This window comes from Pseudomonas sp. GL_093, from assembly GCF_057837605.1.
Map to the genome: position 1 here is coordinate 718,199 of NZ_CM174448.1, position 20,019 is coordinate 738,217.

Here is a 20,019-nt window from a genome sequence, read left to right on the forward strand (position 1 = left end):
GAATCGCAATACTGGGCTGCTCAGAAGGTCGAGGCGGTCCGATTTTGCTGATCACGCTGAGCCACCCAATGCTCGATCAAATCACGCAACTGCGACAGCTCGACCGGTTTGGCCATGTGCCCGTCCATACCGGCCTGGCGTGCGCGTTCCTTGTGCTCAGCAAGGATGTGCGCGGTCAACGCCACCACCGGCGTGCGAGTCCGCTGATTACCGACTTCCCAGGCACGCAATTGCTGAGTCGCGGAGAAGCCGTCGAGGATCGGCATTTCGCAGTCCATCAGGACCAGGTCATAACGCTGGGCTTTCATCGCCTGCAAGGCTTCTTCGCCATTGCTGGCGGTGTCCGGTTGCAGGTTGAGCTTGCCTAGCATGCCGCGAATCACTTTGGTCGAGATGCTGTTGTCTTCGGCCACCAGGATGCGGAAATCGCTTGGCACCTTCACCGGTAAGGTCGGGCCGGTGGGCAGGTGCTGCGAGATGGAAAGGCCCTTGTTTCGCTGGTTCAGCTCATCGGCCAATGTTGTCTTGAGGGTGTAACCGGCCACCGGTTTGGCGAGGATGCGTTTGATCCCGGAGTTGCGCGCGATGATCTTGCTGGGCGCATTGCTGATGCCGGTGAGCATGATCAGCAGGATGTCGTGGTTCAGGCTCGGGTCTTCCTTGATCTTGGCCGCCAGTTGCATGCCGGTCATGCCGGGCATGTTCTGGTCCAGCAGGACCACGTCGAAGTAATCGCGTAAGTGAGCCTTGGTCCGCAGCAGCGCCAGCGCTTCCTTGCCGGACGCTACGGCACTGACATTCAGGCCCCAGGCGGTGCACTGTTGCACCAGCACTTTGCGACACGTGTCGTTATCGTCCACCACCAATACCCGTGCACCCTGCAGGGGGCCATCAAGGTCAGACGTCGGGTGTTCGAGGCGGTCAGGGTCCAGCGGCAGGGTCAGCCACAAGGTGCTGCCCTGGCTGGTGCCGCTCTTGATCCCGAACTCCCCTTGCATCAAGCGAATCAGCTGACGAGCGATCACCAGCCCCAAGTTGCCTCCCAAACGGGTGGCCGAGAGGAAGTGCTTGCTGTGCAGTTCGGCGTGCATCAATGCGTCGCGCTCTTCGACGTCCATCGGCTCACCGCTGTCCTGCACGGCAATGCGCAAGCGCGGTTTGACACTGCGCTCATCGAGCGCGACGACGATCAGGATTTCGCCTTCGTCGGTTTTCTTCAGGGCGTTTTCCAGCAGGCTCAGCAGGGTCTGGCGCAGGCGAGTCGGGTCACCGCTGATGACGCGCGGCACTTGCGGCTGGATAAAGCTGATCAGCTCGACGTTCTGCTGTTCGGCCTTGGCGCGGAAGATGCTCAGGCAGTCTTCGATCAGTGCGTTGAGGTCGAACTGCACATCGTCCAGTTCGATCTGCCCGGATTCGAGCTTGGAGATGTCGAGAATCTCGTTGATCAGTGTCAGCAGTTCGTTGCCGGCACTGTGGATGGTCTGTACATAGTCGCGCTGCTTGACCGAGAGCGGCGTGCCCAGCAGCAGCTCGGTCATGCCCAGCACGCCATTCATCGGGGTGCGGATTTCGTGGCTGATTTTTGCCAGGAATTCGGCTTTGGCGTTGATCTCTGCATTGCTGGCGGCCAGGTCGCGGCTGACGCTGAAACGGTCTTCGGTGATGCTGCGCTGACGTTCGCTCAAGGCAATGCTCATCAGCACGCCGCTGATGCAGATTAACCCCAGCAGCGTCATGATCAAGCCTTGCGGTGCGACCAGGGTCAATCCCAGCAGTGCCGGCAACATGATCAGAGTGCCAATGTTGAACACCACCATCGCCGCGACGAACAGGCGCGCCGGGCGATAACCTTTTTGCCAGTGATAGGCGCTGACGAACAACATGCTCAGGCCTGCCAGCGCGACCAGGGCATAGGTCATGATGTTCAGCGGCAGCGTGTTGACGAATAACAGCAGCAAGCTGCAGACCACGATGAACAGCATGTCCCCCAGCAGCAGCTTGTTCAGTGGGTGCGGGCCGAGTGGGGCGAAGAAGCGATAGGCGAACATCAGGCCGCACGGCGCCGTCAGCAGCAAGGCGAAGTAGGCGCCGGGTGTCTGCACCGCGTGCCAGTTCGGCAGCCAGGGCCCTGCCAGATTCAGCAACAGCAACAGGCTGAGCATCAACAATGCTTCACATCCGGCCAGCCAGAAACTGCTGCGTGAGCGGGTGTAGGCGTAGCGGACGAGGCTGTACAGGATCAACATCCCGAGGCAACCGAACAACAGTCCGTAGATCAGCGTCTGATTCTGATTGGCCGCGGTCATGACCGCTGACTGCAGGGTGATGTAAGGCCTCAACTGATGGTCGGAGACCAGTCGCAGGTAAACATCGAGAGGTTTTTCGTTTTGCGGCAGTGGCAACATGAAGTCGCTGCTGGGCAGTGGCCGTTCAGCCTGGGGCTGGCCGGTGCCGGTGTTCAGTTGCTCGATCAGCGTGTCGCCGTCCAGCACATACAGATTGAGGTGCGACAGGTCGGGCGCGAACACCCGCAGCAACTGTTCATGCTTGCCGGGAGCGAGTCTGAAGCGCAGCCATAACGCGCCATCGGGCTCGGCGGCGGTGAGGCGGTCGAGTTCAATGGGGCTGAATTGATTGGTGTAGCGAGCGGAACGGATGTCGCTGAGCTGCAAGTCGCCCTGTTCGTCGAGCAATACCGCCCAGCCACTGCCTTGCGCGGCCTGGGCCGGGAGCATGCAGAGCAAGGTCAGCAGAGTGACGGTGAAACCTATGGCAATCCTGAGCCAGCGCACGGCGAAATCCCTTCGTAGGTTGATGCCAGAATATAACTATGCGCGGCGCCGGAATAGTCAGGCAAGGGCCCGAAGCCCTTGCCTGGCCGAATGGCGCTCTTATTCCTGATTTTCGCCACGCTCGCGGGCAATGGCACGATAGCCGATGTCCTTGCGATAGAAACAGCCTTCCCAGTCAATTTTGGCCGCCAGCTTGTAAGCCTGCTGCTGAGCGGCATCGACGCTGGCACCCATTGCCGTGGCGCAGAGTACCCGACCACCGGCCGTCACCACTTGACCGTCCTTGAGTGCAGTACCGGCGTGGAAGACTTTGCCTTCCAGTGCTGCAGCTGCATCGAGGCCGTTGATGGCAACGCCTTTAGCGTAGTCACCAGGATAGCCGCCAGCGGCGAGCACGATGCCGACGCTCGGACGCGGATCCCATTGTGCTTCGACCTTGTCCAGGGCTTGCGCCAGTGCCGCTTCGACCAGCAACACCAGGCTCGACTGCAAACGCAGCATCACTGGTTGGGTCTCAGGGTCGCCGAAACGGCAGTTGAACTCGATGACTTTTGGGTTACCAGCCTTGTCGATCATCAGACCGGCGTACAGGAAGCCTGTGTAAACATTGCCTTCCTCGGCCATGCCGCGCACGGTCGGCCAGATCACCAGGTCCATGACGCGCTTGTGCACTTCGCTGGTCACCACCGGTGCCGGAGAGTAAGCACCCATGCCGCCAGTGTTCGGACCGGTGTCGCCGTCACCGACGCGTTTGTGGTCCTGGCTGGTGGCCATCGGCAATACGTTCTTGCCGTCGACCATGACAATGAAGCTGGCTTCTTCGCCATCCAGGAACTCCTCGATTACCACGCGCGAACCGGCGTCGCCGAAAGCGTTACCCGCCAGCATGTCGCGTACGGCGTCTTCGGCTTCGGTCAACGTCATGGCAACGATCACGCCTTTACCGGCGGCCAGGCCATCGGCCTTGATCACGATCGGTGCGCCTTTTTCACGCAGATAAGCCAGGGCAGGCTCGATCTCGGTGAAGTTCTGGTAGTCGGCGGTCGGGATCTTGTGGCGCGCCAGGAAATCCTTGGTGAAGGCTTTCGAACCTTCCAGCTGAGCAGCGCCTGCGGTCGGACCGAAGCAATCCAGGCCACGGGAGCGGAACAGATCGACGACACCTGCGACCAGCGGCACTTCCGGGCCGACGATGGTCAGGGAAACGTTTTTCTCGGCGAAGTCAGCAAGCTGTTCGAGTGCCAGCACGTCGATAGCGACGTTCTCGCACTTGGCTTCAATGGCGGTGCCGGCGTTGCCCGGAGCCACGAAAACTTTCTGCACGCGCGGATCCTGAGCCACTTTCCAGGCCAGGGCGTGTTCACGGCCACCGCTGCCAATGATCAAAACATTCATTTCAAAAACCTCGGATGACGCTAATTCTGTGGAGCACCGCAGAGATGCTTTTCTGTAGGAGTGAGCCTGCTCGCGATGGCGGCGTTACATTCAGAATCTATGTGTCTGAAAGGACGCTATCGCGAGCAGGCTCACTCCCACAGTTGATCGTCGTACTTAGTGACGGAAGTGACGCATGCCAGTAAAGACCATGGCGATGCCAGCTTCATCAGCCGCTGCAATCACTTCGTTATCGCGCATCGAGCCGCCAGGCTGGATCACCGCAGTGATACCCACCTTGGCCGCGTTGTCGATACCGTCACGGAACGGGAAGAATGCATCCGATGCCATGACCGCACCTTGAACCTGCAGACCAGCGTGTTCAGCCTTGATCGCAGCAATGCGCGCGGAGTTCACGCGGCTCATCTGGCCAGCGCCGACACCGATGGTCTGACGGTTCTTGGCGTAGACGATGGCGTTGGACTTAACGTACTTGGCGACTTTCCAGGCGAAGATCAGGTCGTGGGTTTCCTGTTCGGTCGGAGCGCGTTTGGTCACGACTTTCAGGTCGTCGGCACCGATCATGCCGATGTCGCGGCTCTGTACCAGCAGGCCACCGTTGACGCGTTTGTAGTCCCAGGCAGCGGCGCGATCAGCCGACCACTCGCCGCAGGCCAGCAGGCGCACGTTGGCTTTGGCAGCCACGATGGCGCGAGCTTCTTCGCTGACGGACGGGGCGATGATCACTTCGACGAACTGACGCTCGACGATGGCCTTGGCGGTTTCAGCATCCAGTTCGCGGTTGAAGGCGATGATGCCGCCGAACGCCGACTCGGTGTCGGTGGCGTAGGCCAGCTCGTAAGCCTGGCGGATACCGCCTTCGGCGTCCGGGCTGACGGCCACGCCGCACGGGTTGGCGTGCTTGACGATCACGCAAGCCGGTTTGACGAAGCTCTTCACGCATTCCAGCGCGGCGTCGGTGTCGGCCACGTTGTTGTACGACAGCTCTTTGCCTTGCAGTTGGGTCGCCGTGGCGATACCGACTTCGGCAGGTTTGGTTTCAACGTAGAACGCCGCGCTCTGGTGCGGGTTCTCGCCGTAGCGCATTTCCTGAGCCTTGACGAACTGGCTGTTGAAAGTGCGCGGGAACTCGCTGCGACCTTCGGTGCTGAGGGTGTCAGCCGCCTGGTTCACGGTGCCCATGTAGTTGGCGATCATGCCGTCATAGGCGGCGGTGTGTTCGAAGGCCTTGAGCATCAGGTCGAAACGCTGAGCGTAGGTCAGGCCGCCAGCCTTGAGGCTTTCGAGGACGCTGGCGTAGTCGCTGGCATTCACCACGATGGCCACGTCTTTGTGGTTTTTTGCAGCCGAACGGACCATGGTCGGGCCGCCGATATCGATGTTCTCGATCGCGGTCGGCAGGTCGCAGCCTGGCTTGTTGATGGTGGCTTCGAACGGGTACAGGTTGACCGCTACCAGGTCGATCGGCTTGATGCCGTGCTCGTTCATGATGGCGTCGTCGATACCGCGACGACCGAGGATCCCACCGTGGATTTTCGGGTGCAGGGTTTTTACCCGGCCGTCCATCATTTCTGCGAAACCGGTGTAATCCGCGACTTCCACTGCGGCAACACCGTTGTCGCGCAGCAGCTTGAACGTTCCGCCGGTGGAGAGGATCTCGACGCCCAGGGCTTCAAGCTCTTTGGCGAATTCGAGGATCCCGGTCTTGTCGGAAACGCTGATCAAGGCGCGGCGGATCGGCAGGCGGGTAGTCTGGTCGGTCATTTCAATTTCCATCAAAAGCAAAGGAGTCAGCAAAAAAGGCGACCGTTTTTACGCGGGCGCCTTTCTGGTTTGATTGAATGCTTACAGCAAATCGTACTGCTTGAGTTTCTTGCGCAGCGTGCCTCGGTTCAGTCCGAGCAGCTCGCTGGCCTTGGTCTGGTTGCCCTTGACGTAGTTCATCACGCACTCGAGCAGGGGCGCCTCGACTTCGGAGAGCACCAGGTTGTACACATCCGTGACGGCAGCGCCCTCAAGGTGGGCGAAATAATTGTGCAGCGCCTTCTCGACACTCCCGCGAAGGGTCTGACCTTCTTCGCTCGGCGTATTGAGGTGCTGTTTCAAATTCACGTTGTCGCTCACGGGTGTTGTTCCACTCACTAAAGTCTCGGTCATCATCGTCATGCGGCCACCCCTTCTCCGTCCCCTGTCAGGCTCTTGTAACGTTCGGCGAAGAAGCCCTGAACGTTGGCGCATTGTGCTTCCGTATCTTCCAAACGATTGAAGTGGGCGCGAAACTCCCTGGCGCCCGGCAAGGTTGCGAGATACCAGCCCACATGCTTTCGAGCAATGCGTACGCCCATGACGTCTCCATAGAAGACGTGCAGCGCAGCCAGATGCTCTAGCAGAATGCGTTCCACCTCGATCAGTTCCAGTGCCGGGAGTTTCTCGCCGGTACGCAGAAAATGATCGATCTCACGAAAAATCCATGGCCGCCCCTGGGCGGCCCGGCCTACCAGCAGGCCATCGGCACCGGTCGCATCGAGCACGTACCGGGCCTTCTCTGGCGAATCGATATCGCCATTGGCAAAGACCGGAATCGACACGGCCTGCTTGATCGCGGCAATGGTGTCGTACTCGGCTTCGCCGGTGTACAGATCGGCACGGGTGCGGCCATGGACTGCCAACGCCGTAATGCCTGCCTGCTCGGCGATCTTCGCCACGGTCAGGCCGTTCTTGTTGTCCCGGTCCCAGCCGGTGCGGATCTTCAGGGTCACCGGCACATCAACCGCAGCCACTACGGCCTGCAGGATCTCGGTCACCAGTGCTTCATCCTTCAACAGCGCGGACCCGGCGGCCTTGTTGCAGACCTTTTTCGCCGGACAGCCCATGTTGATATCAATAATCTGTGCGCCCAGTTCAACGTTGGCCCGGGCCGCATCCGCCAGCATCTGTGCATCACCACCGGCGATCTGTACCGAGCGGGGCTCGGGATCACCTTCGTGGATCATGCGCATCCGCGATTTGCGGGTGTTCCACAAGCTCATGTCGCTGGTGACCATTTCCGAGACTACAAGTCCTGCGCCCAGTCGTTTGCACAGCTGACGAAAGGGTTGGTCTGTGACCCCCGCCATCGGGGCGAGAATCAAGCCGTTGTGCAATGTGTAAGGACCGATGCGTACCGCCGACATAGGACTTCCCTGTTGTGGGGTCGGATCATGAGAGTTCGAAAAAGGGTTGGCATGATACCCGCTCTCGATGACTGGATAAAGGCTGAATTGAACAAAATCTGAACAGTTATTCTGTTATCGCCAGCGGTTTGGTGTGAGCGGTCAAAGTCAGAAATATGCCGTCAAAGCCGTAACACTGAACCGTTTCACTCGGGCGAATGGAAGCTCAGGCTGTAGTTCACCGCTTTGGAGCCTGGATCGAGGATATCCAGTGCGATGTGGATCGGCGTTTGCGGAGGCATTTCCGCCATCCCTTCGAGATCGCCGTTGAGGTACTCGCCGGGCTTGAAGCGACGGCTGGCGATCAGGTGGCCGTTGAGGTCGGCAAAACGCAACTCCAGCAGCGGGAAAGGCTGGGAGAAGGGCGCGCGATTGTAGATGATCGCGTCGACCACCAGTGCACCGTTGAAGTCCGGGTGACTGCGGACCACCAGGTTGCTGCTTTTGATTTTGGCGATGTCGACTTTGGATGGCACGGTGCAGCCGATTTGCGGGCACAGTTGCTGGAACCACGGACGGTACTGGTCCTGACGCGCCAGTTCATCGAAATGGTAGGCGATGTACTGACCAGCGAGCGCGGCGACGCCGAGCAGGATCAGCAGCAGCCAGAAAAATCGACGACCCCAGGGTGAACGGCGCTTTTGCCAGTCCAGTTGCAGCGGGTCATCGGTCAGGTCTTGCAGGGCGTCGGCGCGGACAGCCGGCTCACGCTTTTTGCGCACTGGTTCGATCGAGGGCAGATCGTCGTCGATATCATCAGTCGCCGACAGGCGTTCGTGATGCATCGGTGCGTCGAGCGGGTCGTGCAGGCGCAGCTGTGGTGGCAGAGACTCGTCTTCCAGCTCCACCGGTTCCAGGGACAGCGAAGGTTCGGTGCGCGAGTATTTGCTCGGGTCGAGTTCCAGCTCTGGGAAGTCGGCTTCAGTGGTCTGCGCACGATCGGCAGCAGATTCGCTGAACAGGCTGTCGGGCCATGGCGCTTCTTCGTGCTCGACGGTATCCCGGCTGGCGCTCAGGTTGTCTTCGCGCTGTCTGCCGAATTCCGTGGTCGGCTGGATCTCCCGTTGTTCGAGGCGGGCGAGCTCTTCGTCCAGGTCCAGACTGTCCAGATCCAGCTCGGCCGCGGTCCATTGCTTTTGGCTGATGGCTCGCGGCTCCGGCGGTTCGACGATGACCGGGGCTGCAGGCGTGATCGCGTCCTTGCCTGACCGTTGCTCAAGTAGCTGCTTGGCGGCGTTGAACACCTGCAAGCACGAGCCGCAACGAACCACTCCGCGGGCCACGCTCAATTGAGCATGGCTGACGCGGAAGCTGGTTTGGCAATGCGGGCACTGAGTGACGAAGCTGTCGGTCATGCGGTAATCCGGATTATGCAGGCGTTCATTCTAGCGCCGACGGCCAGTAATGCGCACCCAGCCATCGCGATTGGCGATCGGGTCCAGATCGAAGTCCTGAGCGTAGGCTTTGGCGACGTCTTCACCTTGCTCGGCGAGGATGCCCGACAGCGCCAGACGACCACCGGATTTGACCAGGCTGGACAATTGCGGTGCCAGGGAAACCAGCGGGCCGGCAAGAATGTTGGCCACCAGCACGTCGGCCTGAACCTGCGGCAGATCTTGCGGCAGGTACAGGGGGAAGAGCTCTTCGGCAATGTTGTTGCGCCCGGCGTTGTCGCGGGAGGCTTCCAGTGCCTGCACGTCGATGTCGGTGCCGACGGCTTCTTTCGCGCCGAGCAGCAGGGCGGCGATCGCGAGAATCCCCGAGCCGCAGCCGAAGTCGAGCACATTGCAGTCTTTCAGATCCTGGCCGTCGAGCCATTCCAGGCACAGTGCGGTGGTCGGGTGGGTGCCGGTGCCGAACGCCAGGCCTGGATCGAGCAGCAGGTTTACCGCGTCGGGTTCAGGCGCAGCGTGCCAGCTCGGAACGATCCACAGGCGCTGGCCGAAACGCATCGGCTGGAAACCGTCCATCCAGCTGCGTTCCCAGTCCTGGTCTTCGATGACTTCGCTGTGATGTTCAGGCAACGGGCTGCCAGTCAGCAACTCAAGGTGGGCCAGCACGGTGGCGGCTTCGGTGCCACCTTCGAACAGGGCCAGCAGGTGCGTGTGCGACCACAGCGGCGTGGTGTTGAGTTCCGGTTCGAAGATCGGCTGATCTTCGGCGTCCATGAACGTCACCGATACGGCGCCCACTTCAAGGAAAGCGTCTTCGTAGGTTTCGGCTTGTTCTGGGCTGATGGCGAGACGGACTTGCAGCCAAGGCATGGCGGGCACCTTTGAAAAATATTGATTGCAGCCTAGCGGGCTGCGAGAAGCGCGCAAGTTTACGCGAGCGCGGGGCTTTTGTGGGAGCCGCTTGAACTGCATTCACCGCGCAGTTCCTGAACGACACCGAACCCTGTGGGAGCGAGCTTGCTCGCGATGAGGCCATCACATTCAGAATTAATGTTGTCTGTCATGCCGCCATCGCGAGCAAGCTCGCTCCCACAGGGGGTGAGTGTGTTGCTTAATGAAATGTCCAGAAACAACAAAGCCGCTCGAAAGCGGCTTTGTTGGTATGGATCACAGCTTAATGCTTTTCGCTAGCCAGCTTGTGTTCCAGGTAGTGGATGTTGATTCCACCTTTGCAGAAGCCTTCATCGCGGACCAGGTCGCGGTGCAGCGGGATGTTGGTCTTGATCCCGTCGACAACGATTTCGTCCAGCGCATTGCGCATGCGCGCCAACGCTTCGTCGCGGGTTGCGCCGTAGGTGATCAGCTTGCCGATCAACGAATCGTAGTTCGGCGGAACGGCATAGCCACTGTACAGGTGCGAATCGACGCGAACGCCGTTGCCGCCTGGTGCGTGGAAATGCTTGACCGTGCCTGGGCTCGGCATGAAGGTTTTCGGGTCTTCGGCGTTGATCCGGCATTCCAGCGCGTGACCGCGGATGACCACGTCTTCCTGGGTGTACGACAGCTTGTTGCCAGCGGCGATGCTGAGCATCTCCTTGACGATGTCGATGCCGGTGACCATTTCCGAAACCGGGTGCTCAACCTGAACGCGGGTGTTCATTTCGATGAAATAGAACGCGCCGTTCTCGTACAGGAACTCGAAAGTGCCCGCGCCACGGTAGTTGATGTCGATGCAAGCCTTGACGCAGCGTGCGAGGACTTCAGCCCGTGCCTTCTCGTCGATGCCCGGTGCCGGCGCTTCTTCGAGAACCTTCTGGTGACGACGTTGCAGCGAGCAATCGCGGTCGCCCAGATGGATGGCGTGGCCCTGGCCGTCGGAAAGTACCTGAACTTCCACGTGGCGTGGGTTGGTCAGGAATTTTTCCAGATAGACCATCGGGTTGCCGAACGCCGCGCCTGCTTCGGTGCGGGTCAGTTTGGCGAAGGAGATCAGGTCTTCTTCTTTATGCACAACGCGCATGCCGCGACCACCACCGCCGCCAGCGGCTTTGATGATCACCGGGTAACCGACTTCGCGACCGATGCGCAGAGCGGTTTCTTCGTCTTCAGGCAGCGGGCCGTCGGAACCCGGAACGGTTGGAACGCCCGCAGCGATCATGGCGTGCTTGGCCGATACCTTGTCGCCCATCAGGCGAATGGTGTCGGCTTTCGGGCCAATGAACGCGAAGCCGGAGTTCTCGACCTGTTCAGCGAAATCAGCGTTTTCCGCAAGGAAACCGTAGCCTGGGTGAATGGCAGTAGCGCCAGTCACTTCAGCCGCGGCGATGATTGCCGGGATGTGCAGGTAAGAATGCGCGGCCGAGGCCGGGCCGATGCAGACGGATTCGTCTGCCAGACCCAGGTGCATCAGCTCTTTGTCGGCCTTGGAGTAAACGGCGACAGTCTTGATGCCCATCTCTTTGCAGGCACGCAGGATCCGCAGGGCGATCTCACCGCGGTTGGCGATCAGAACTTTTTCCAACTTCGCAGTCATCAAAGTCTCTCCGCGGTTCAAACGATGGTGAACAGCGGTTGGTCGTACTCAACCGGCTGGCCGTCTTCGACGAGGATAGATTCGATCACACCGCTGGATTCAGCTTCGATGTGGTTCATCATCTTCATGGCTTCGACGATGCACAGGGTGTCGCCTTTCTTCACGGTCTGGCCGACTTCAACGAAGGACGGCGAGGCTGGCGAAGATTTGCGATAGAAGGTACCGACCATAGGCGAACGGGCAACGTTACCGTTCAGAACTGGCGCGGCCGGAGCAGCAGGTGCGGCGGCAGCAACCGGGGCAGCAGCCACAGGCGCAGGCGCCGGAGCATGCATTGGAGCCGGTGCGTAATACTGCTGAGCCGGGGTCTTGCTGTGACGGCTGATGCGTACGGACTCTTCGCCTTCCTTGATCTCGAGCTCGTCGATGCCGGACTCTTCCAGCAGTTCGATCAGTTTCTTAACTTTACGGATATCCATGAATCATCAACTCCCAAGGGTCGGTCAGGGGCTTAACGCTTGTTGTTCAAGCCGTTGCCTGTCTTTCAAGCTGTTCTAGCGCAGCCTCCAGGGCCAGTCGATAACCGCTGGCGCCAAGGCCGCAGATCACTCCCACCGCTACGTCGGAGAAGTAAGAGTGATGGCGGAAAGGTTCGCGTTTGTGCACGTTAGACAAATGCACTTCGATGAATGGGATGCTCACCGCCAGCAGCGCGTCACGTAATGCGACACTTGTGTGCGTAAAAGCTGCTGGGTTGATCAGAATGAAGTCCACACCTTCGCTGCGGGCAGCGTGGATGCGGTCGATCAATTCGTACTCGGCGTTGCTTTGCAGGTGCAACAAATGGTGGCCGGCTTCACGGGCACGGCGTTCCAGGTCCTGGTTGATCTGCGCCAGTGTCGTAGCGCCATAGGTGCCCGGTTCACGGGTGCCGAGCATGTTCAGGTTGGGTCCGTGCAGAACCAGTAGCGTCGCCATCTGCTGTTCCTTGTTATCTGTGCGCAATTGTCAGAACCCGGCGACTATGCCGCAAAGCCTTTGTGACTGTCCAGTTCTATGCAATAGCCAGCACGATGGCCGATGTTTGCGCGAAATATGTGACCGGGTTATTAAATCCGGTCATTTGCTTTCGCAACACGTTCGGCGAAGTCGGTGGCGTTGATCTCGCCGATCACTCGCACATCGGCGTGTTCGACGCCGTCCTTGCCGAAAAACATTAGCGCTGGCGGGCCGAACAGTTTGTAGCGATCAAGCAAGGCGCGTTGCTCGGCGTTGCTGGCGGTGATGTCGAAGCGGATCAGTCGATAGCCTTTGAGGCGTTCGACGACCGTGGCGTCGTTGAGCACTTTATGTTCGATGACTTTGCAGCTGATGCACCAGTCGGCGTACCAGTCGAGCAGCAGCGGGGTGCCCGATGATTTGGCGTCGGCGAGGACGCGGTCCAGGTCTGCCGGAGTGCTGACGGTTTGCCAGGCGCTGATGTTTTGCGGTTGCTCGTTGCCGGCAACCGTGCGCGGCTGGCCAATCGGATTGAGCGGGTCGGTCTGGCCGCTGAACGCGCCATACCAACACGCCAGCGCATAAAACAGCAGGAACATCCCAAGCAATTGGCCCAGGCGTTTTCTCGGCGGTTTGTAGACGAACTCCAGCGCACCCATGAACAACCCGACGCCACCGGCCAGCAAGCCGATCAACAACAACGTGATCTGGCCCGGCAGTACTCGACTGAGCAAACCGATCGCCAGCCCCAGCAACAAAACGCCAATCGCGTTTTTCACATAGATCAGCCAGGGTCCGCTTTTCGGCAGCCAGGCGGCGCCACCGGTGGCGACCAGCAACAGCGGGGCGCCCATGCCAAGGCCGAGCATGAACAATTTCAGACCACCGCCCAATGCATCGCCGCTGGCGCTGATGTACAGCAGCGCGCCGGCCAGCGGTGCCGAGACGCAGGGCGACACCAGCAGGCTGGAAACCACGCCCAGCACCGCGGCACCCCACAACGAACCACCCTCGGTGCGACCGGCGATCCGATCCAGCCGACTGCTGATGGCGTGAGGCAGCTTGAGTTCGAAGACGCCAAACATCGCCAGGGCAAACAGCGCAAAAAACGTCGCGAACGGCACCAGCACCCACGCCGATTGCAGCCGCGCCTGAAGATTGAGCTGTGCGCCGAACATCCCCATCAACGCCCCGAGCAGGGCGAAGCAGGCGGCCATTGGCAGCACATAAGCGAGGGACAGATTGAAGCCGCGCAAACCACCCACCTGACCACGCAACACCACGCCGGACAGGATCGGCAGCATCGGCAGCACGCAGGGTGTGAACGTCAGGCCCAAGCCTGCGAGGAAGAACAGCGCCAGTTCGCGCCAGCTCCAGGCCGGGGGCGCGCCTGTGCTGCCATCAATACTCAGGCGCTCGGTCTCGGGTGGATAGCACAAGCCTTTGTCGGCGCAACCCTGATACGTAACCACCAGGGTGAAGGCGCGTTGATCGGTGCGCGGCAGCTCTACATCGAGAACCCCGTGGTAGACCTCGACATCGCCAAAATACTCATCGTGTTTCTGTTCGCCCTTGGGCAGTTGCGCGGCGCCCAAGGCAACATCGGCCGGGTCGGCGCGAAACTGAAAGCGGTGCCGGTAGAGGTAGTAGCCTTCGGTGGCGACGAAACGCAGCTTGATCGATTGCGGTGTGCTTTCGACCAGGCTCAACTGAAAGGCTTCGCGTACCGGCAGAAAGTCGGCGCTGTTGTTGATCGAGCCCAACGTCGAACTGGGCCGACTGTCCAGCAAACCGGCGGCGGTGGCCGGCAGGGCGAGCACTAAAAACAGCAGGCAGAGCAAACGGCGCATGACAATCTCGCGTATCGAAAGTGAAGGCATGATAGCGGACAGCGGTCGGGTGTGCAGGGCGGGGAGTTTTGCGGTGACTGTTCTGGCGCCATCGCGAGCAGGCTCGCTCCCACATTGGATCTGTGAGCGACACAAAACCCTGTGGGAGCGAGCCTGCTCGCGATGGCAATCTATCAGACGCGGAAGGCCTGAACGGCTGTATGCAATCGCCCACCCAACACCAACAAATTCTCACCCTGCACGCGCCCCTTACCAATACGCAGCAAGTTATCCCCACCCAATTGGTGAATCCGCTCACTGTGATCGCGGATCTCGCTGACGGCACCGCTCTGCTGGGCGGTGACATCGGCGATGCGCACGGCGGTGTCGGAAATGGTCTGGATCGCGCCGACGATTTTATCCAGCGCACCGTCGGCGGCCTGGGCCTGATTGGCAGTGGCTTCGGCGTGTTCGACCTGGGCGCGCATGCCTTCCACCGATTGCCGCGCCGCGGTTTGCAAGCCGGCGATCAGGGTCTGGATTTCTGCCGTGGCGCCAGCGGTGCGTTGTGCCAGTGAGCGAACTTCTTCGGCCACCACCGCAAATCCTCGACCCATTTCCCCGGCACGGGCCGCTTCGATGGCGGCGTTCAGGGCCAGCAGATTGGTCTGGTCGGCAATCGAGCGGATGACCGTCAGCACGCCGCCAATGGTTGCCGACTCTTCGGCCAGGTGTTCGATCATCTGCGCGTTGCCTTGCACTTCACCGACCAGCGCGTGCAGCCCGGTGAGACTCAAACCGATGACTTTCTGGCCGTGCTCCACCGCCAGCCCGGCATGGCGGCTGGCGTCGGCCGCCTGGCTGGCATCGCCGGCAACCTGTTGAATGGTCGCTTCCAGTTCGCCGAGAGAATCACGGATCAGCGCTGTGTCGCCGGCCTGATGTTCGGCGCCGCTGTGCAGGTCATTGCTCAACTCGGCCAGGGTTCGGCTGCTACCGGCGACCTGCTCGGCGTTGAGGCGGATGGTCCCGACCAGGTCGACCAGATAGGCGCGCAACCGATTGAGCGAAGCTTGAATGTCGTGCAGTTCACGATTGGTCGCGCCCAGTTCAATGTCCCGGCTGAAGTCGCCCTCGGCCCAGGTCGAAAGGGCCGGGGCGAGGTTGGTCAGCGTCCGGGCCAGTTTCCGTTGCAAGGTGTCGATCAGCAAAGCAATCAGCAGAATCAGGCCAATCATCACCCCTTGCATCAGCCGCACTTCGCCCTGGATCTGTCCGTGCTGGGCGCGAACCACCGGCTCCAGTCCGGCGATGGCCTGCTGCACGGCGGCGATTTTCAGGTGAGTGGCAGCGCTGAGGTCGGTGCGTTTCTGGATCTGGTCACGAGTACGGGAGAGTTCGGCGGGGTAGCGCGTCAGCAGGCTGTTGAGTTCGCGCTTGAGGCCGACGCCCGCATCTTCGGCAACAGCTTTTTCGGTGTTCTCCAAGCCCATCATCGCGGCGAAATCATCGGTGCCGGATTCGCTGCTGCTAGCTACACCGAGCAGCGGCAAGGTGCCCAGCATCTCAGCCTGAGTGCGAATGTTGGCGACTTCACGCTCGACATCGGCGGCCAATTCGCTGCGGCCGCTGCTGACCAGTTTGTCCCGGGCCAGAGACAACTTGCCCAAGTGCTGGGAGGCGGCGAGCAAGGGCGTCAGATACGCCGCGTTAGCGCTGGCGTATTGGCTGAGCTGATCGAGGCAGGCACCGAGTTCGCGTTCGGCCTGAAGCAGCAGCGCTTGCGGATCACCGGCCAGTTTGCCGGCCGCTAGCAGGTCGGTTTTGCTGAACTCTTCGAGGTTCGACAGGCTCGGGCGCAAGGTGTCGGCCAAGGCCGGCGGCAACTCGCCGAGTTCCTTCTGCACCCCGTCGATGGCCTGGCTGGCGCTGCTCAGGCGCAGGGCATCGCCGCTGGCGAGGTAGTCGTCGATGTTGCGCGCGACTTCATTTTGAAATTGCTGGGACAAGCCCAAGTAACGCTCCATCAACAGATAGGGGCGCTCGAGGGCCTTTTGCGACCACCAAAGCGTGGCGCCAAGAGCAACGCACACGGCGACTAAAAGGAGGGTATTGAGATTGGTCAGCAGCTTCAAGCGCATCGCGGGTCTACCAGCGGCAGAATGGTAAGCGACTGAATTTATTGCGTTTGTGTTACAGGGTTATGACCGAATGGGTCGATTCCGATGAAAAAGTGGCACTTTGCTTTGACGTCCGCGCGGCCTGCACGCGGTTGCGTCCGGCGTCCTTCGCGCGGTACAGCGCTTCGTCTGCCTGGCTGGCCATCATCAGGCTGTCGGTGTTTTCACACAGTTCCACCACCCCGGCGCTGAACGTGCACCAGAGGTCCTGCGGTTGAGCCGGGTAGTGAATCTCGGCAAAGCGTCGACGGATTTCGTCGAGCACTTTGTGGGCCGATTCGAGATCGGTGTCCGGCATGACAATCGCGAACTCTTCACCGCCGTAACGGCCGATGAAATCGGTCTTGCGCAAGCGTTGCTTGAGGAACAGCGCCAGGCTCTTGATTACTCGATCGCCCATAGGGTGGCCGTGGCTGTCGTTGACCCGTTTGAAGTGGTCGATGTCGAGCATCGCAAAGCTCAGCGGCTTGTTCTCGCGACGGGCGCGGAAGCTGCAGTCTTCGAGCAATTGCAGAATGTGCGTGTGGTTGTACAAGCCGGTCAGGCTGTCGCGCACCATCCGCGCCTTGAGATTGCGCGCCCGCGCCGCGCGGTTGCGCACGGTGGTGATCAGGTGCCGGGGCTTGATCGGTTTGGTCAGGAAGTCGTCGCCGCCCTCGCTCATGGCGTCGAGCTGCTTGTCCAGATCGTCTTCGGCCGACAAGTAAATGATCGGTACGCTGACATAGCGGTCGTTATGGCGGATCACTTTGGCCAGTTCAGTACCGGTGCAGGCCGGCATGTACATGTCGAGGATGATCAGGTCTGGCTGGAAATCCGCCAACTCAGCCATGGCCTGGATCGGCTCGATCAAGGTCCGCGTGACGATCCCGGCGCTGTTGAGCAGGCGCTCGGTGTGCAAGGCCTGGGCGCGGGAGTCGTCGATGATCAGCACTTTATAAGGTTCGTACTGGGCGACGCAGGTCAGGACTTCGATTTTCTCCAGCAGGCTCGAGGCTTCGAGGGTGCCGGTCAGGAATTCCTGGCCACCGGCACGCACGGCGGCGAGACGGGTCGGGGTGTCGGTTTCGTGCAGACTGAAGAACAACAGCGGCAATTGATGATCGAGGCCTTCCTGGGCTTCGGCAGCCAGTTTCAGGCCGATGCCGGTGCCACTGAAATCGACGTCCATGACGATTGCCGCAGGCAAGCGCTCGACCATCGAAGAGCGGAACGCCGCAACGCTGTCGAGGGCTTGAGCGCTGAGCCCAAAAAATTCCAGCTGCTTGGCCAGACGCTCGGCGCGGTCGTAATCCTGCAGCATCACGTAAATCGGCTTGCGCAGCGGCGGCAGAAAGGTCTGGTCCAACTGATCGCCATGGCGCAAACCGGTGCGTGACAGGCGCTGCATCAAACGATTGAGGTCAGTGATCAGTCCGCTGCTCAAGCGTCCGCGATTGGCGTCGACAGCCTCCAGCGACTGACCGATGTGGCGCGCCAGTTGGGTGTGTTCAGGTTGTTCGAAGCGCTCGGCGAAACGCAGCAGGCGCAGGTTGGCCTCGCTCAGTTCCGATAAGTCGGTGGTGGACCACTCGCTGCGTTGCAGGCGCTGCCATATCTCAAGAATTTGACGTGCCTGATGAATTACCCGCTGGGCAAAGTGGTGCTTGAGGCGCTCACGGCTGGGGTCTTCTGGCTCGGTCATATCCTGACTACTAGTTAGGGTGCATGCTGAGATCGACTGGTGGCTCTATGCTAGCACCTCTTTTCCATCGCATGAGTGTCGTACGTCAATTAACTGCAAAGCGACCTGATTCAGTTTCTGACCGACTGGTCGCATAGGATCCAAGCTGTGCTTCATTTATAGTGGCCGTCGATCATGGTCATTGTGCGGGTAGTGTTTGCGCAGGATTTAATGCGCGGCAAACGAGGCACGATGAGATAGGGTTGTGGTCGAACCGATGAACTCAAGTGATTGAAAGGATATCGCCATGCTGGACTGGAAGAACCGCGCGGGCAGCGCGCCTGAACGTGCCGCTGAACCGAAATCGGCCACCCGTAGTTACTTGGGTGGCCTGTTGTTCAGCCGGGCGTTGGCCACTCTGATTGCCATTTACTTGTTGGTGGCTATTGCGCTGGGCTGGTACTGGAGCCAGGAACCTGCGCTGTTCCCGGTTCAGCAGAACGCCCAGATGGCCGCCGAGAAAGAAGGCAAGCAAATGGTCATCGGCTACACCACGGTCGAAACCCTGAAGACAGTCGCCGGTACTTTGCTGACCAAACCGGGTGGCTATATCTCCAACGACCGTTTCCCGCCGGGCCTGTGGATGGATAACACGCCGAGCTGGGAATATGGCGTGCTGGTCCAGGTCCGCGACCTGAGTCGTGCACTGCGTAAAGACTTCGCTCGTTCCCAGTCGCAGTCCACCGAAGACGCTGACCTGGCCAAGGCCGAGCCGCGCTTCAACTTCGACAACAAGAGCTGGGTGCTGCCCTCCAGTGAGTCCGAATACCAGGAAGGCATCAACTCCCTGAGCCGTTATCAGGCGCGCCTGTCCGACCCGAGTCAGAAAAGCGCGCTGTTCTATGCCCGCGCCGACAACCTGAACAACTGGCTGGGCGACGTCGGCACCCGTTTGGGTTCGCTGTCGCAACGGCTGTCGGCCAGCGTTGGCCGGGTCAAACTCAACACCGCGCTGAAAACCGAAGTCGTCGCACCGGGTCAGGTACCGCAGGTTGACGAAGAAATCGTCGAAACCCCGTGGATGCAGATCGACAACGTGTTCTACGAAGCTCGCGGTCAGGCCTGGGCCTTGTCCCATCTGCTGCGCGCCATCGAAGTCGACTTCGCCGATGTGCTGGCCAAGAAGAACGCCACGGTCAGCGTGCGTCAGATCATTCGTGAACTGGAAGCCTCGCAGGAACCGGTCTGGAGTCCTATGATCCTTAATGGCAGCGGCTTCGGGGTGCTGGCCAACCACTCGCTGGTCATGGCCAACTACATCTCCCGGGCCAACGCCGCAGTGATCGATTTGCGTCAATTGCTCAATCAGGGCTAAGTCATGGTCGATAGCGCCAGAGAGGTCGCGCACCGCGCGGCCTCGGATGCCGAACAGATCGCCTGGGTTGACGAGCAGGACAACCTGCTCGGTGCCCTGGTCCGCTCCGACCTGCGTGAACGCGGGCTGATCGGGCGCGGCACTTACATCATGCTGTTCAATTCCGCCGGTGAACTCTGCGTGCATCGACGCACGCTGAGCAAAGCCATTTATCCAGGTTTCTGGGACGTGGCGGCGGGGGGCATGGTGCTAGCGACCGAAACCTACGCCGAATCGGCTGCCCGCGAGCTGGAAGAAGAGCTGGGCGTGAGCGGTGTGGAACTGACCGCCCATGATCACTTTTTCTTCGAAGACACCGGCAATCGGCTCTGGTGTTCGGCGTTTTCGGCGGTGTGGGACGGCCCGTTGATCCTGCAACCCGAAGAAGTCCTTGAAGCGCGCTTTATCCCCGTCGATCAGGTCCTGCTGGAAATCCAGCAAAAGCCTTATTGCCCGGACTCTCTGGCCGCATTGAAGCGCTATCTTCGCGCCCGTGGGTCTGACGTCGCAAAAGAGGCATAAATTGGCGCCGATTGGCTCTTAGCAAGTCGGCTTTTTGCCGTTACACTGCGCGACCTTTTCAAGCTGAACCGGCACTCCTTTTT

The 20,019-nt window shown here is 60.3% G+C and carries 14 protein-coding genes and 1 pseudogene; 2 read left to right on the plus strand and 13 right to left on the minus strand.

Features of this window, described 5'->3' with window-relative positions; all coding sequences use genetic code 11:
* Positions 1–20: 20 nt before the first annotated feature.
* The 13 genes and pseudogenes from AC3IUE_RS03120 to gcbA all read right to left on the minus strand — a co-directional run bounded on the left by AC3IUE_RS03120 (position 21) and on the right by gcbA (position 18,021).
* The gene (locus AC3IUE_RS03120; protein ID WP_056746234.1) at positions 21–2,795 is read right to left on the minus strand and encodes a hybrid sensor histidine kinase/response regulator; all 2,775 of its coding nucleotides are present in this window, start codon (positions 2,793–2,795) and stop codon (positions 21–23) included.
* Between the two features lie 99 nt (positions 2,796–2,894).
* Positions 2,895–4,190, minus strand: coding sequence for a phosphoribosylamine--glycine ligase (gene purD, locus AC3IUE_RS03125; protein ID WP_489265506.1), 1,296 nt, complete (start codon positions 4,188–4,190; stop codon positions 2,895–2,897).
* Between the two features lie 156 nt (positions 4,191–4,346).
* Positions 4,347–5,954: a bifunctional phosphoribosylaminoimidazolecarboxamide formyltransferase/IMP cyclohydrolase gene (purH, locus tag AC3IUE_RS03130; protein ID WP_489265508.1), complete on the minus strand. Its 1,608-nt coding sequence runs from the start codon at positions 5,952–5,954 to the stop codon at positions 4,347–4,349.
* 81 nt (positions 5,955–6,035) lie between these two features.
* Positions 6,036–6,356, minus strand: a complete 321-nt coding sequence (fis, locus tag AC3IUE_RS03135; RefSeq protein WP_007907419.1) for a DNA-binding transcriptional regulator Fis — start codon at positions 6,354–6,356, stop codon at positions 6,036–6,038.
* A complete protein-coding gene (gene dusB / locus AC3IUE_RS03140; RefSeq protein ID WP_056746229.1) occupies positions 6,353–7,363 on the minus strand; it encodes a tRNA dihydrouridine synthase DusB in 1,011 nt (336 codons plus the stop codon). Before dusB ends, fis begins: the two co-directional genes overlap by 4 nt.
* A gap of 185 nt (positions 7,364–7,548) precedes the next feature.
* A complete protein-coding gene (locus AC3IUE_RS03145) occupies positions 7,549–8,757 on the minus strand; it encodes a DUF3426 domain-containing protein (RefSeq protein WP_056746226.1) in 1,209 nt (402 codons plus the stop codon).
* A 30-nt stretch (positions 8,758–8,787) separates the two neighbouring features.
* On the minus strand, positions 8,788–9,666 hold the full coding sequence (gene prmA, locus AC3IUE_RS03150; protein ID WP_056746224.1) for a 50S ribosomal protein L11 methyltransferase: 879 nt from the start codon (positions 9,664–9,666) through the stop codon (positions 8,788–8,790).
* 304 nt (positions 9,667–9,970) lie between these two features.
* Entirely contained in the window at positions 9,971–11,329 is a 1,359-nt protein-coding gene (gene accC / locus AC3IUE_RS03155; RefSeq protein WP_489265512.1) for an acetyl-CoA carboxylase biotin carboxylase subunit, read from the minus strand.
* A gap of 17 nt (positions 11,330–11,346) precedes the next feature.
* Positions 11,347–11,808, minus strand: a complete 462-nt coding sequence (gene accB / locus AC3IUE_RS03160) for an acetyl-CoA carboxylase biotin carboxyl carrier protein (RefSeq protein WP_046044753.1) — start codon at positions 11,806–11,808, stop codon at positions 11,347–11,349.
* Positions 11,809–11,854: 46 nt separating this feature from the next.
* Complete coding sequence (gene aroQ / locus AC3IUE_RS03165) at positions 11,855–12,307, minus strand: type II 3-dehydroquinate dehydratase (RefSeq protein ID WP_017336343.1); 453 nt, start codon at positions 12,305–12,307, stop codon at positions 11,855–11,857.
* A gap of 131 nt (positions 12,308–12,438) precedes the next feature.
* The gene (locus AC3IUE_RS03170) at positions 12,439–14,178 is read right to left on the minus strand and encodes a protein-disulfide reductase DsbD (RefSeq protein ID WP_489265513.1); all 1,740 of its coding nucleotides are present in this window, start codon (positions 14,176–14,178) and stop codon (positions 12,439–12,441) included.
* 173 nt (positions 14,179–14,351) lie between these two features.
* Positions 14,352–14,858: pseudogene (locus AC3IUE_RS03175) on the minus strand (methyl-accepting chemotaxis protein); the annotation flags it as partial.
* A gap of 1,492 nt (positions 14,859–16,350) precedes the next feature.
* Positions 16,351–18,021 (minus strand): diguanylate cyclase GcbA, encoded by a 1,671-nt coding sequence (gene gcbA, locus AC3IUE_RS03180; RefSeq protein WP_489265514.1) that lies wholly within the window; start codon positions 18,019–18,021, stop codon positions 16,351–16,353.
* A 286-nt stretch (positions 18,022–18,307) separates the two neighbouring features.
* On the opposite strand from gcbA, the gene AC3IUE_RS03185 reads away from it, so the two are divergent.
* Positions 18,308–19,375 carry a DUF2333 family protein gene (locus tag AC3IUE_RS03185; RefSeq protein ID WP_056746213.1) on the plus strand — a complete coding sequence of 356 codons (1,068 nt, stop codon included), beginning with the start codon at positions 18,308–18,310 and terminating at the stop codon, positions 19,373–19,375.
* Positions 19,376–19,378: 3 nt separating this feature from the next.
* Entirely contained in the window at positions 19,379–19,936 is a 558-nt protein-coding gene (locus AC3IUE_RS03190) for an NUDIX hydrolase (RefSeq protein ID WP_008153742.1), read from the plus strand.
* Positions 19,937–20,019: the final 83 nt, after the last annotated feature.